Origin of the sequence: Streptomyces sp. NPDC059477, from assembly GCF_042749375.1 — a bacterium.
Classification (GTDB): Bacteria; Actinomycetota; Actinomycetes; order Streptomycetales; family Streptomycetaceae; genus Streptomyces.
In genome coordinates this window covers 59,070-72,416 of sequence record NZ_JBHYUG010000034.1, presented here as the reverse complement: position 1 = coordinate 72,416, position 13,347 = coordinate 59,070, and the positions used below count along the sequence as shown (strand labels likewise).

The 13,347-nt window shown below is 73.9% G+C and carries 11 protein-coding genes and 1 pseudogene; 7 read left to right on the top strand and 5 right to left on the bottom strand.

Translation table 11 applies throughout. The features are described from left to right. Positions 1–128 precede the first annotated feature (128 nt). The 3 genes and pseudogenes from mshB to ACFXAZ_RS19135 all read left to right on the top strand — a co-directional run. Positions 129–770 (top strand): annotated as a pseudogene (gene mshB / locus ACFXAZ_RS19145) (N-acetyl-1-D-myo-inositol-2-amino-2-deoxy-alpha-D-glucopyranoside deacetylase); the annotation flags it as partial. Next, positions 767–1,177 carry a DUF6113 family protein gene (locus tag ACFXAZ_RS19140; protein ID WP_384592133.1) on the top strand — a complete coding sequence of 137 codons (411 nt, stop codon included), beginning with the start codon at positions 767–769 and terminating at the stop codon, positions 1,175–1,177. The pseudogene mshB and the gene ACFXAZ_RS19140, both read left to right, overlap by 4 nt. Before the next feature lie 198 nt (positions 1,178–1,375). Continuing rightward, entirely contained in the window at positions 1,376–3,787 is a 2,412-nt protein-coding gene (locus ACFXAZ_RS19135) for a hypothetical protein (protein WP_384592130.1), read from the top strand. An 83-nt stretch (positions 3,788–3,870) separates the two neighbouring features. Here the strand turns inward: ACFXAZ_RS19135 and ACFXAZ_RS19130 are convergent, their stop codons facing one another. Together ACFXAZ_RS19130 and ACFXAZ_RS19125 are read right to left on the bottom strand one after the other, a co-directional pair. After that, entirely contained in the window at positions 3,871–4,722 is an 852-nt protein-coding gene (locus ACFXAZ_RS19130) for a tetratricopeptide repeat protein (protein WP_384592127.1), read from the bottom strand. Between the two features lie 387 nt (positions 4,723–5,109). Further along, complete coding sequence (locus tag ACFXAZ_RS19125; RefSeq protein ID WP_384592123.1) at positions 5,110–6,102, bottom strand: GNAT family N-acetyltransferase; 993 nt, start codon at positions 6,100–6,102, stop codon at positions 5,110–5,112. A 141-nt stretch (positions 6,103–6,243) separates the two neighbouring features. Between ACFXAZ_RS19125 and fdxA the strand changes: the two genes are divergently transcribed. Both fdxA and ACFXAZ_RS19115 read left to right on the top strand, forming a co-directional pair. Next, positions 6,244–6,564: a ferredoxin gene (fdxA, locus tag ACFXAZ_RS19120; protein WP_003985062.1), complete on the top strand. Its 321-nt coding sequence runs from the start codon at positions 6,244–6,246 to the stop codon at positions 6,562–6,564. Positions 6,565–6,680: 116 nt separating this feature from the next. Next, on the top strand, positions 6,681–7,781 hold the full coding sequence (locus tag ACFXAZ_RS19115; protein ID WP_384592120.1) for a bifunctional succinyldiaminopimelate transaminase/glutamate-prephenate aminotransferase: 1,101 nt from the start codon (positions 6,681–6,683) through the stop codon (positions 7,779–7,781). A gap of 78 nt (positions 7,782–7,859) precedes the next feature. Here ACFXAZ_RS19115 and ACFXAZ_RS19110 read toward each other — a convergent pair whose 3' ends face one another. Beyond that, a complete protein-coding gene (locus ACFXAZ_RS19110) occupies positions 7,860–8,291 on the bottom strand; it encodes an ATP-binding protein (RefSeq protein ID WP_384592117.1) in 432 nt (143 codons plus the stop codon). Between the two features lie 342 nt (positions 8,292–8,633). Next, positions 8,634–9,617, bottom strand: coding sequence for a heavy metal transporter (locus ACFXAZ_RS19105; RefSeq protein WP_384592114.1), 984 nt, complete (start codon positions 9,615–9,617; stop codon positions 8,634–8,636). A gap of 681 nt (positions 9,618–10,298) precedes the next feature. Here ACFXAZ_RS19105 and dapE point away from each other — a divergent pair. Then, entirely contained in the window at positions 10,299–11,378 is a 1,080-nt protein-coding gene (gene dapE, locus ACFXAZ_RS19100) for a succinyl-diaminopimelate desuccinylase (RefSeq protein WP_384592111.1), read from the top strand. A gap of 165 nt (positions 11,379–11,543) precedes the next feature. After that, positions 11,544–12,302 carry a TIGR00730 family Rossman fold protein gene (locus ACFXAZ_RS19095; RefSeq protein WP_384592108.1) on the top strand — a complete coding sequence of 253 codons (759 nt, stop codon included), beginning with the start codon at positions 11,544–11,546 and terminating at the stop codon, positions 12,300–12,302. A 123-nt stretch (positions 12,303–12,425) separates the two neighbouring features. Here the strand turns inward: ACFXAZ_RS19095 and folP are convergent, their stop codons facing one another. Next, entirely contained in the window at positions 12,426–13,286 is an 861-nt protein-coding gene (gene folP / locus ACFXAZ_RS19090; RefSeq protein WP_384592105.1) for a dihydropteroate synthase, read from the bottom strand. Positions 13,287–13,347: the final 61 nt, after the last annotated feature.

Sequence of the window (13,347 nt, the reverse complement as noted above, 5' to 3'; positions counted from 1 at the left end):
GCGCGGCTTGGGGCGGGGGGTGAAGTTGTGACACGCCTCGGCGGTGACTGGGGGGGTCTTAAACCCGCCGCTGCGCCCCCATTAGCGGGGCGCGCGGGTGGGCCCCCCCCGGGGGGGGGGCGCGGACCGCTGCCCTGAGCGCCCTCGGCGTCGCCGACTTCCGTCAGCTCGGCGGCGCCGGCCGCTACACCGACTCCGGCATGATGGGCCTGCCCGACAACGACGACCCCACCTGCTTCTGGCAGGCCGACGTCGACTCGGCCGCGGCCCTGCTCCTCGACGTGATCCGCGAGGTCCGCCCCCAGGTCCTGGTCACCTACGACCCGGACGGCGGCTACGGCCACCCCGACCACATCCAGGCCCACCGCGTCGCCCTGCGCGCCGCCGAACTGGCCGCGGCCGAGGGCATCGGCATCGACCGGATCTTCTACAACCGCGTCCCGCGCACCGTCGCCGAGACCGCCTTCGCCCGCCTCGCCGCCGACCTGCCCGCCCTGCCGTACGAGCGCGCCGCGAGCGTCGGCGACCTCCCCGGCGTGGTCGACGACGCCCTGATCACCACCGCGATCGACGGCACCGCGTTCGCTGCCGCGAAGGCCGCCGCGATGGCCGCGCACGCCACCCAGATCACCGTCCACGAGCCGTACTTCGTGCTCTCCAACGACCTTGTCCAGCCACTGTTCACCACCGAGTACTACGAGTTGGTGCACGGGGAGCGCGCGCCGGGCGTGCGGCGGGATCTCTTCGCCGGGATCGGAGAACCGTCATGAGCGACCGGCAACCGCTGCTCGCCCAGCCGCTGCGCCGGCCCTCCCCGGGCCGGATCGCCGCCCACCTCGCCCTGTTCGCGCTCGGGCTGGTCATCGGCATCGCGGGCACGCTGGTGGAGGCCGCCTGGTTCCCCGGCGGGCTGCTGCTGTCGCTGGCCGGCGCGGCCGGGACGTTCCTGGGCGGGGCGCTCGCCACCGGCGGGCGGGCCGGGGCGGTGGCCCCGGCGGCCGGCTGGATGCTCTCCGTCATCCTGCTCACCACGACCCGCCCGGAAGGGGACTTCGCGTTCGCGGCGGGCGCGGGCTCGTACCTCTTCCTGCTCGGCGGGATGGCCGTGGCTGTGATCTGCGCCACGCTCGGCCTGGGGCGGCAACCGGGCGGCCCATCCGTCCGACTTGGCAAGTGACGTACCACTTCTGCGCCCCCGGCGCGTGCGCGTCCCGTGCGGGTTTCCCCAGCGGTCATGGGATGCGCGTGTGAAGCGGCCAGTATGGTGGTGCGCGCCGCCGATCCTCCCCATCCGCCCGACTCGGTTCGGGCCAGGGGGGACCCCCAAGCAGAGTGAGGTCGCAACGGGCGGCGGAGCCAACCGGGAGAACCTGCCTTGAGTCGTGAAACTGACAGTCCGTCCTCCGGGCCCCAAGGGCGCGGCGGAGCCGCATACCCCTCGGGCACGCCGCCGTACGGTACGCCGGCCGCCCCCGACGGCGGTGCGGACGCGGGCCGTTCGGCCGCGCAGCCGGAGGAACGCAAGACCGAGACCACACTGACGACCCGGGTGCGTATCAACATCCCCGGGTCCCGGCCGATCCCCCCGGTCGTGGTGCGCACACCCGTCGCCGACGGCGACAACTCCGACGACCGGGCCCCCGAGCCCCCGCCGCCCCCGGCCCACGGCCAGATGGCCGCCGCACCGGGACCGCCGCGCGCGGCGAGCGCACCGGGAGTGCCGGGCGCGGCAGGAGTACCGGGCGCACCGGGCTCACCGGGTGCCCCGGGTGCCCCGGGAGAGGACAAGACCAGCGACTGGTTCGCACCGCGCAAGGCCGGCCAGCCGCCGAAGCCTGCCCAGGGCGGCAGCGCCGCCAACGGGGCGGGCCGGAGCCTCGGTTCGGGTGCCACCCCGGCGGGCGGTACGACCCTGGGCGCCCCGGGCGGTACGACACCGGGTGCCCGCCCGGCGACCGGCGCCGCCCTGTCCGGCGGTACCGGCGCCACCGGGGCCACCGGCGGTCCGGTGGCCCCCGGCCACGGCGGCGGCACCGGCTCCTTCGACGTGACCGAGGCCCTGACGGCCGGACAGCGCACGAGCGGCAACGGCGCCGCCCAGCGCGACGACCGGCCCTACGCCCCGGAGAGCGGCTACGGGGACGGCGGCCACCCCGGCAACGGCTTCACCGGCCAGGGACACGCCGGACAGCCCGGGGCGAACGGGCACAACGGCCACAATGGCCACAACGGGCACGCTGGTGACCACGGCCACGACGGCCACGCCGCCCACAACGGACACACGGCCCACAACGGCCACGGTGTCGTGCCGGGTTCGGGAATGCCCGGTGCCCCCGGCGGTCCCGGCGGCCAGAACGGCCAGGGCGGCCCGCACGGCTACGGCGGCCCCCAGGGCCCCGCGGGCCCCACCGGAGGCCCGGTCACCGGCGACGGCCCACTCGCCGCGCGGCAAGTCCCTGGCGGCGTCTCCAGCGGCCCGGGTGTCCCGGGCGCGCTCGACGCCTCCATGGCCTCCGGCGCCACCCTGGCCCCCGGCGTCCCCGGTGCCCCCATGGCGCCGGGCGTCCCCATGGCCCCCGGCAGCGGCCTGAGCGACGACACCGCGATCCTCACCCCGCAGGTACAGGCCTCCGCCCCCCCGGGCGGCCGTTACCCCACGCCGGGGAACGTCTCCGGCGACACCCTCACCAGCGGCATCCCCGTCGTCCCGCCCGACGACCGGACCCCCGGCCCGTCCCCTTCCCCGGCGCCGGGCGGCGGCGGTCCGGACGGCGCCCCGCGGACGGCACCGCAGCGCCCCGAACCGGCACAGCGGAGCGCACCCGCCGCCGCGCCCCGCAAGAAGAAGGGCCGCAGCAAGCTGATGCTGCTCGTCGGCGCGGTCGTGTTCATCGGCGGTGTCGCCTACGGCGCCGGACTGCTGATGAACCACTCCGACGTGCCCAAGGGCACCACCGTGCTCGGCGTCGACATCGGCGGCGGCACCCGCGACGACGCCGTGAAGAAGCTGGACGAGACACTCGGCGAACGCACCGCGGTCCCGCTGGAGCTGTCCGTCGACGGCGAGACCGTCTCGCTCCCGCCGGACCAGGCGGGCCTCCAGTTCGACGCGGACGCCACGGTCGCCATCGCCGCGAAGAGCGACTACAACCCGGTGTCGGTCATCGGCTCCCTCTTCGGTGAGAAGCGGATCGTGGAGCCGGTCATGCCGGTCGACGTGGAGAAGCTGCACTCCGCCCTGGCGGACGCGGCGGGCGGCGCGACCAGCGCGGGCGAGGGCACCATCGAGTTCGAGTCCGGCAAGGCGGTCGCCGTCTACGGCAAGGCGGGCAAGGGCATCGACGCCGAGCAGGCGGGCGCGGCGGTCGAGGAGGCGTACCGCACCCAGGTCGAGACCGGCACCGGTGGCCCGGTCGCGCTGCCGACCACCGAACAGCAGCCGACGGTGTCCGACGCCGAGGTCGACCGCATGATGAAGGAGTTCGCGGAACCGGCGATGTCCGGCCTGGTCACCGTCCAGACCGACGCCGGCCACTCCATCGACTTCAGCCCTGAGAACAGCCTGTGGAAGTTCCTCCAGGTCAAGGCCGTCGACGGCAAACTGGTCGACTCCTACGACGAGGCGGCGCTCCAGGAGCTGTACGGCAGCACCTTCGCCGACGTCCTGGTCACCCGTGGCACCGGCGACCAGACCCCGGTCACCGTCCAGGACGTGATCAGCGCCCTGCGCCCGGCGCTGATGAGCACGACGGACCGGGTCGCGACCATCGAGACGAACCCGAGCTGACGGGCCGTAGGCGGCGAAGAGCGGGGCACCCGGGCATCACCGGGTGCCCCGACGCCGTTTCCCCCGCCTCCGCGCCCGAACGGCTAGTTCAGCAACGCCCGAGCGGCCCGGGCCTCCCCCCGCACTGCCTCCGCGGCCCGCCCGTCCACCCCCTCCACCACGTCCGCGTACGCCTCCAACTCGACGGCCCCGCCGACGAAATCCCCTCGCCGCACCAGCAATTGCGCCCGGTCGTACCGCAACCGGGCCGGATGCGAGGGCAGCAGCAACGACAACTCCACGGCCCACAGCGCCACATCCGACCGCTCCGGCCGCACCCGCGCCCACACCCGTACGTTGTTCAGCATCCGCAGCACCACGTCCAGGGGATCGGCCGGCGCGAGCATCGCCGCGTCCACCCCGCCCCCCGTGGCCCCCGCGACCAGCAGCTCCGTGTCCGCCCCGGTCAGCACCCGTCCCCCGTCGAACGGATCAGCGAGCACCTGCCGTCCGGCCGGACCGAACCCGACCACGAAGTGCCCCGGCAGCGCGACCCCGTGCACCGGCGCCCCCGCCCGCCGCGCGACCTCCAGCCACACCACCGACAGCAGGATCGGCAGCCCGCGCCGCCGCCGGAGCACCAGGTGCAGCAGCGAGGCGTCGAGCCGCCGGTACTCCGCGGCGGAGCCACGGAACCCGAGCCGTTCCCCGAGCAGTTCCCGCAGCGCCACCGCCCAGTCGTGCGGCCCGCCCGGCCGGAACGGCAGCCGCCCGGCCAGCTCGTCCAGCTCCACCTGCGCGGCGTCCATCCCGGCGTCGTCGAGCGTCCCGTCCGCCTGCGCCCCGATCAGCAGGCACAGCGCGGACAGATCGGGCGCCCCGGAGCGCGCCTCCTCGGCGAACCGCCGCCGCAGTTCGGCGGACCGCTCAGGCGATGGGGGCAAGGGAGACGGCATGACAGCCTCGTACCCTTTCGACGAAAAGAAGGAATCGGACGACACGCGGGGAGCCCCCGCACGGCGGGCGACACGTCCCCGGACGGTAGCCGCCAGACCGACACCGCCCCACCCCCGGACCGCGCACGGGGCGCCTCCCCGACGACACCGGACGCCCCCGCACGAAGGGACGCGAACGCCCTCGCACGAGGGCACGGGATCCGGCCCCCGGACCTGACGAGGACTCGGCGCCTGGCCTGGACGGTACTCGGCGTCCAAGCCCGACCGGCACTCGGCGCCCAAGCCCGACCGGCACTCGGCCCTCGGCCCGCGGGCGACTCGACGCCCGGTCCGGATGGCACTCGGCGCGCAAGCCCGGTAGGGACTCCGCGCCCGCCCGGACCGGGCTCAGTGGCCGGCCCGGAAATGGTGGTACGTGTGATGCGCGTCGAAGCCCAGCCTGCCGTACAGCGCCCGCGCCTGGGTGTTGTCCGTCTCGACCTGGAGCCAGCCGGCCGAGGCGCCCTCGGTGAGCGCCCGCCGGGCGAGCGCGGCCATGACCTCGGTGGCCAGACCCCGCCGCCGCAGCGCCGGATCCACCTCCACGGCGGCGAACCCGGCCCACCGCCCGTCCACCACACACCGCCCGATCGCGGCGGGCGCCGCCCCCTCCCCGGGCACACTGGCGAACCACACCGAGGGCCCGCTACCGAGCACCCGTAGCGCCACCTCGCTCACCCCCTTGCGCTGGTACCGCGCCAGCCACCCGGCATCCGCCTCGCGGGCCAGCACGACCCCCGCGCCCTCCGCCCGGTCGGCGACCGGCGCGAGCGCGCCGATCCACAGCTCGGCGCTCACCTCCCGCACCCACCCCCGCTCGGCGAGCCACGCGCACAGCAGTTCCTGGGTGCCCTCGGCGCCGGTGGCGGTCTGGATGTACGCGGGCAGCCCCCGCGCGCCGTACCAGTCGCGCACGGCGTCCAGCGCGGCGTCCAGCGGCCGTCCGGGATCGCCCAGCGGCAGCACCGAGTTGGCCCGGCGGGTGAACCCGGCGGCGGCCCGCAGCTCCCAGTCGCCGAGCCGCTCGCTCTCCAGCGGACGCCACGCGCGCGAGGAGACCCGGGCCAGTTCGTCGTACGTCGCCGAGGGCCCCCGGCGACGGGCCGGCGCGGGCGGCACCACCTTGCCCGCGACCAGCGTGGACTCCACGATCCGGACGCGTTCGCCGTCCCGGCGTGTGATCACCAGCACACCATTGTCCCAGGATGTGAGAACACCCACCGTGTCGGTGAATTCACCCCGGGTGTCCCGGGGATCGAGACGCCGCCGGACGGAGACCCGTTTGCCCACGTCAGCCGCGTTGATTCGGACCACGAGGCGCCCGCTCGCCGAGATTTCCACAGGTCAATCCACCCCTCCTGTACGGATCAAGCCCAAGAACGGAGATACTAGGTGTGGGCATCGACGACGCCGCGCTTTTGCGCGCCAGGCGGCGGAGCCCGAGGTGGCCCGCCAGCGCCCGTATCGAGGAGGAACGACAGCGTGACCTACGTCATCGCGCAGCCTTGTGTCGACGTCAAGGACAAGGCGTGCATCGAGGAGTGCCCGGTCGACTGCATCTACGAGGGCTCCCGGTCCTTGTACATCCACCCGGACGAATGTGTCGACTGCGGTGCCTGTGAGCCGGTCTGCCCGGTCGAGGCGATCTTCTACGAGGACGACACTCCGGAGGAGTGGAAGGACTACTACAAGGCGAACGTCGAGTTCTTCGACGAGCTGGGCTCTCCCGGTGGCGCCAGCAAACTCGGGCTGATCGAGCGGGACCACCCCTTCATCGCCGCGCTGCCGCCGCAGAACGGCTGAGCGCGCGCCGCACCGCCTCGCACCGCCTCGGTCCCGTACGGCCTGATCACCACGATCGCCGGACGGGGCCGGGGCGTTCGCCGTACCAGCGCGCAATCGAAAGTGAGCACGAACCCGTGTCCGCAGTCACCGACCGTCTGCCCACCTTCCCCTGGGACAGGCTGGCCCCGTTCAAGAAGACCGCCGAGGCCCACCCGGACGGCATCGTCGACCTCTCGGTCGGCACGCCGGTCGACCCGGTCCCCGAGGTGATCCAGAAGGCGCTGATCGCGGCGGCGGACTCGCCGGGCTATCCGACGGTCTGGGGCACGCCCGAGCTGCGCGACGCGATCACCGGCTGGCTCACCCGCCGCCTCGGCGCCGAAGGCGTCACCCACCACCACGTCCTGCCGATCGTCGGCTCGAAGGAACTCGTCGCCTGGCTCCCCACCCAGCTGGGCCTGGGCCCCGGCGACCGGGTCGCCCACCCGCGCCTGGCCTACCCGACCTACGAGGTGGGCGCCCGGCTGGCCCGCGCACAGTACGAGGTCTACGACGACCCGACCGCCCTCGACCCCGAGGGCCTGAAGCTGCTGTGGCTGAACTCCCCGTCCAACCCGACGGGGCAGGTCCTGCCGAAGGCGGAGCTGACGAGGATCGTCGCCTGGGCGCGGGCCCACGGCATCCTGGTCTTCTCCGACGAGTGCTATCTGGAGCTGGGCTGGGAGGCCGACCCGGTCTCGGTCCTGCACCCGGACGTCAACGGCGGCTCGTACGACGGCATCGTGGCCGTCCACTCCCTCTCCAAGCGCTCCAACCTGGCCGGCTACCGCGCCGCCTTCCTGGCGGGCGATCCGGCGGTCCTGGGCCCCCTCCTGGAGATCCGCAAGCACGGCGGCCTGATGACCTCCGCGCCGACCCAGGCGGCGGCGGTGGCGGCCCTCGGCGACGACGAGCACGTCCGCGTCCAGCGCGAGCGCTACGCGTCCCGGCGCGAGGCCCTGCGCGCCGCCCTGCTCGCCCACGGCTTCCGCATCGAGCACAGTGAGGCCAGCCTCTATCTGTGGGCGACCAGGGACGAGTCCTGCTGGGACACGGTCGCCCACCTGGCCGACCTGGGCATCCTGGTGGCGCCGGGGGACTTCTATGGCGAGGCGGGCGAGAACTTCGTCCGCGTGGCGCTGACGGCGACGGACGAGCGGGTGCGCGCGGCGGTGGCGCGGCTCGCGGGGGGATGAACATGCGTGGAGGGACCCGGGGAAGCCCCGCGCCCGGGGCACCCCCCGCGAACACCCACCGCGCACGGCTCGGACGGGTCAGCCCAGCGGGAGCCCCTTGAGGGGCAGGCCGCCCTTGGTCAGGCCCTCGGTCGGCAGACCGCCCTTGGTCGCGGTCTTCGCGGTCTCTCCCACGACCGCCCCGGCGGACCCGGCGACGTCACCCGCGGCCTTCTGCGCGGCCGGCGTCGCCGTCTTCGCCGCCTGTCCGGTGGTCCTGCCCGCGGCCGGCACGGTCTGCTTCACGGTCTTGCCGCCGGTCTCGCCCGCCACATCGGTGACGCTGCGCGCCGCGCCGTCGACGGTGTTGCCGACGCTCGCGCCGTCGAGGGCGGTCAGGCCGCCGAGGTTGGGGGTGGCGGGCAGTTCGGGGGCCGCGCTGGCGGAGCCGGCCGCACCGACCCCGGCAGCCGCTCCCGCAGCGACGAGCAGCGCGGCACGGGCGATCCGGCGGGTCAGGGGGAGGGACATGATGCTCCTTTGACGGAAGAGAACGGTGAAGTGTCCTGTCCGGCCCGGGAGTTGACCGCCTCACGAGGGTTCATTCGGCGGCCCGCTGTCCGGGCTCGGACGCAGTGACTACCGCTCGACCCCCCGGAGAGGTTGCGGAGCGCCAACGTAAAGAGTTGGTAATGCGTCGCATTATCGGTTGCGGATAAAAACGGGCAAAGAGCACTCGGTGGGAATGTCTGCCGAATCCTTACGGCCCTGTGCCCCCAAGGGATTCGCCGAAGGGCGGGGTGACCGCGCGAAAACCTGCGCACCCCCGCGCCGCGACCGCCCCGGGCTACCCCCCGAGGGTGACCGATCGCACTAGCGTGCGGTGACGATCCGTACGGCATCCCGCGAGGTGTCGTCCCCCGCGTCCACCGTCGTCCACGGCTCGTCGGACGTCCCGGCGGTCCACTGCCGGCCCGCGAACGAGACGTTCTCGATGCGCAGCGCCGAGGCGTTGGCCACCGCCCAGTGCGCGACCTGCCAGCCGCGCTCCTCGGCGGTGCTGCCCGATGCCTCGTTGGTGTCCGGCGTCACCGGCACGGTCACCGTCCGCCCGCTGGTCTCGGTGGTGACCCCGGTCGGGCTGGGCGACGGCGTGCCCTGCCCGTCCGCGCTCACCTCGGCGCCGGTCTGCTCCAACTGCCCGAAGTCCCGTACGAGGGCGGAGCGCACGGCGTCCGGACCGGCGGCCCGCGCCTGCCCCTGGGGCTGTGTGGTGTCGGGGCGGCCGGCGCAGGTCAGGGTGGCGGCGGAGCGGCCGGTGAAGGCGTCGGCGAGCAGCTGGGCGTCCGGCTCGTGCTTGGCGTACGCGGTCGGGAAGCCGCTGCGCTGGACGAGCTGGGCGGCCTCGGTGAGCGGGAGTTCGGTGTAGTCCGGCACCTTTTCGAGGTGCTCGTAGAACTCGTTCGCCGAGTAGACCGGGTCCATGATCTGCTGCTCGGTGCCCCAGCCCTGGGACGGCCGCTGCTGGAAGAGGCCGAGCGAATCGCGGTCGCCGTGGTCGAGGTTGCGCAGCGCGGACTCCTGCATCGCGGTGCCCAGCGCGATGGTGACGGCCCGTTCGGGCAGCCCGCGAGCGGTGCCGACGGCGGAGATGGTCGCCGCGTTCACCGCCTGCTCGGGCGTGAACTCGTACGTTCTGTCCGCCCCGTCACCCGCGACGACCTTGCAGCCCGACCCCGAGGCGCCGGTGACGTACTGCACGACGAGGTAGCCCGCCACGGCGAGCAGGACCACGAAGGCCGCTCCGAGACGCAGGAGACGACCGGGACGCTTGGGTGAAGGGGACGGCTCTGACACCCGTCCAAGGTACTGGAGCTTGCGGGACCGCTTCCGCGGAGCGACGAAAGGATGTACGGAAGGGCGACCGGCGGCGCCGGATGGGCGGGCGTGGGGGTGGGGGTGGGGTGGCGGGGCGGTGGAGGGGGCCGGGTGTTGACGGGCGGCCACGGGTGGGCGGTTGGTCGGCGGAGGGTTGGTCGAGGGGTGGGGGTTCGCTTGGGCCGGTCGGGCGTTGGGCGGGCAGCGGGGTGGTCGGGCGGGTGGCGGTCTCGTGGTGCGTTGGGTGGCCGGGAGTCTGTGGGGGCCGGGCGGGTGTTCATGGACGGACGGCGGTCGACGGGCGGGTAGCCGGGAGGCTGGGCGGTCGGTATCCCGCGGGTTCGGGTGGGTGGGTGTCGGGCGGGCGCCTCGTCCGGGCGGACCGTTCATGGGCAGGACGACACTCCCCTGCGCGCCGCCGCCGGAGAGCGGCCCGGACCGGCCCTGGCAGCCGCGCCGCCGTGGCCGGGTGCTCGCCGGAGGCGGGTGTGCCGGGGCTGAGCGGCTCGGGGGTGCTGGCGGGCGGGCGGCTGTGGGGCCGGACGGGCGGCTGGGCGGCGCCCGAGCGGTGCGTCGGGCCGCCGGACGTCGGCGGCGTCAGAGCAGGGGGCCGTGTGGGTGTCGGCGGGTGCCCCGCCCTCGCGGCGATAGTGTCGGGGCATGTCCGACACCCCGCTTGACCTCACCCTGGACGCCGCCCGGCTGACCGCGCGGCTCGTCGACTTCCCGTCCGTGAGCGGCACCGAGAAGCCGCTCGCCGACGCCGTCGAGCAGGCGCTGCGTGCCCTGCCGCACCTCACGGTCGACCGCCACGGCAACAACGTCGTCGCCCGTACGGAGCTGGGGCGCGCGGAGCGGGTGGTGCTCGCCGGGCACATCGACACCGTACCGATCGCGGACAACGTCCCCTCCCGGCTGGACGCGGACGGGGTGCTGTGGGGCTGCGGCACCTGCGACATGAAGTCCGGCGTGGCGGTCCAGCTGCGCATCGCGGCGACGGTCCCGGCCCCCAACCGCGACCTGACCTTCATCTTCTACGACAACGAGGAGGTCGCCGCCGAGCGCAACGGCCTGCGGCATCTCGCCGCCGCCCACCCGGAGTGGCTCGCGGCCGACTTCGCGGTGCTCCTCGAACCCTCCGATGGTCAGGTCGAGGGCGGCTGCCAGGGCACCCTGCGGGTGCTGCTGAGGACCAAGGGGGAGCGCGCGCACTCGGCGCGCTCCTGGATGGGCTCCAACGCGATCCACGCCGCCGCCCCGATCCTGGCCCGCCTCGCCGCGTACGAGCCGCGTTACCCGGTGATCGACGGCCTGGAGTACCGCGAGGGCCTGAACGCGGTCGGTATCTCGGGCGGGGTGGCGGGCAATGTCATCCCCGACGAGTGCGTGGTCACCGTCAATTTCCGCTACGCCCCCGACCGTACGGAGGCCGAGGCCGTCGCCCATGTCCATGAGGTCTTCGCGGACTGCGGGGTGACGGACTTCGAGGTCGTCGACCACAGCGGCGCGGCGATGCCGGGGCTGTCGCACCCGGCCGCGGCGGCGTTCATCGAGGCGGTCGGCGGCACGCCGATGCCCAAGTACGGCTGGACGGACGTCTCCCGGTTCAGCGCGCTGGGCGTCCCCGCGGTCAACTACGGCCCGGGCAACCCGCATTTGGCCCACAAGCGGGACGAACGGGTCGAAACCGGGAAGATCCTGGCGGCCGAGGAGCGGCTGAGGTCCTGGCTGACGGTGTAGGGGAGCTTTCCGGCCGGTTGTCCGGGAGCCCGCTCCGGGCCGGACACGCCGACGTCCCCCGCGTGTAACCGGCGTAGATCTACGCTGAGGTGGAAAGACGTCCCTCCCCGGATCCGCGGCCCCGGCCGCCGGCGCCGGGGCGGGACCCGATCGGAGGGAGCGCACATGGCCACCGGCAACCCTGAGGGCAAGCACCAGCCGCCGGAGGAGCAGCGCCTCGGACCGGTCCTGCGGCGGCGCGGTCAGGTGACGGCGAGCACGACGGACCAGCGCCTCCTGGACGCGGGCGGCCCTTCCGACTGGGTCCACACCGACCCCTGGCGGGTCCTGCGCATCCAGTCGGAGTTCATCGAAGGCTTCGGCACCCTCGCCGAACTGCCGCCCGCGATCAGCGTCTTCGGCTCCGCCCGCACGCCCGTGGACTCTCCGGAGTACGAGGCGGGCGTGCGGCTCGGCGGGGCGCTGGTGGAGGCCGGCTGGGCGGTGATCACCGGGGGCGGACCCGGCGCGATGGAGGCCGCGAACAAGGGCGCCCTGGAGGCGGGCGGTGTCTCCGTCGGCCTGGGCATCGAACTCCCCTTCGAGCAGGGGCTGAACCCCTATGTCGACATCGGTCTGAACTTCCGTTACTTCTTCGTCCGCAAGATGATGTTCGTCAAGTACGCCCAGGGCTTCGTGGTCCTGCCCGGCGGCCTCGGCACCCTCGACGAACTCTTCGAGGCCCTCACTCTCGTCCAGACCCAGAAGGTGACCCGCTTCCCGATCGTCCTGTTCGGCACCCACTACTGGACCGGCCTGCTCGACTGGCTGCGCAACACCCTGGTGGCCCAGGGCAAGGCGGCGGAGAAGGACCTCCTCCTGTTCCACGTCACGGACGACGTGGACGAGGCGGTGTCCCTGGTGTCGAAGGAGACGGGCCGCTAAAGAGCGGAAAGAGCGGAAAGGGCTGAAAGAGGCCAGGGGGCGAAGGGGGGCTGGGGGTGCGGCCCCCAGGGACGGGAAGGGCAGGGACGGGAAGGGCAGGGGCGGCGGGGGCGAGGAACAGCCCTACGCCAGCCCCCGCCGCGCCACCGCCGGCCCTCGATGCCCCGCGATCGCCCCCACCATCTCCAGCACCTCGCGCGTCTCCGCCACCTCGTGCACCCGGTACACCCGCGCCCCCAGCCACGCCGACACCGCGGTCGTGGCCAGTGTCCCCAGCACCCGCTCCTTGACCGGCTTGTCCAGGGTCTCCCCCACGAAGTCCTTGTTGGACAGCGACACCAGCACCGGCCACCCCGTGTCCACCAGCTCCCCCAGCCGCCGCGTCGCCTCCAGACTGTGCCGCGTGTTCTTCCCGAAGTCGTGCCCCGGATCGATCATGACCGACTCCCGGTCCACCCCGAGCGCGACCGCCCGCTCCGCCAGCCCCACGGTCACCCGCAGAATGTCGGCCACCACATCGTCGTACGTCACCCGATGCGGACGCGTACGCGGCTCGGCGCCCCCGGCGTGCGTGCACACCAGCCCCGCCCCGTAGCGCGCCGCCACCTCCGCCAGCCGTGGATCGACCCCGCCCCAGGCGTCGTTCAGCACATCCGCCCCGGCCTCGCAGACCGCCTCGCCGACCTCGGCGCGCCAGGTGTCCACGCTGATCACCACGTCCGGGTGGCGCCGCCGCACCTCCGCGACGAACCCGACCGTGCGCCGCGCCTCCTCCTCGGCCGTGACCTCCTCGCCGGGGCCGGCCTTCACCCCGCCGATGTCGATGATCGCGGCCCCCTCGGCGATGGCCCGCTCCACGCGCGCGAGGGCCGCCTCGTCATGGAAGGTCGCCCCCTGGTCGTAGAAGGAGTCCGGGGTCCGGTTCACGATCGCCATGATCACCGGCTCGTGCGCTGCGAAATCCCTCTTGCCCAGCCTGAGCATCCCCTGCGCCCCTCCTCGTCCCGACGTACGTATCGACGTACCGACTGTGTTCATCCTGGTC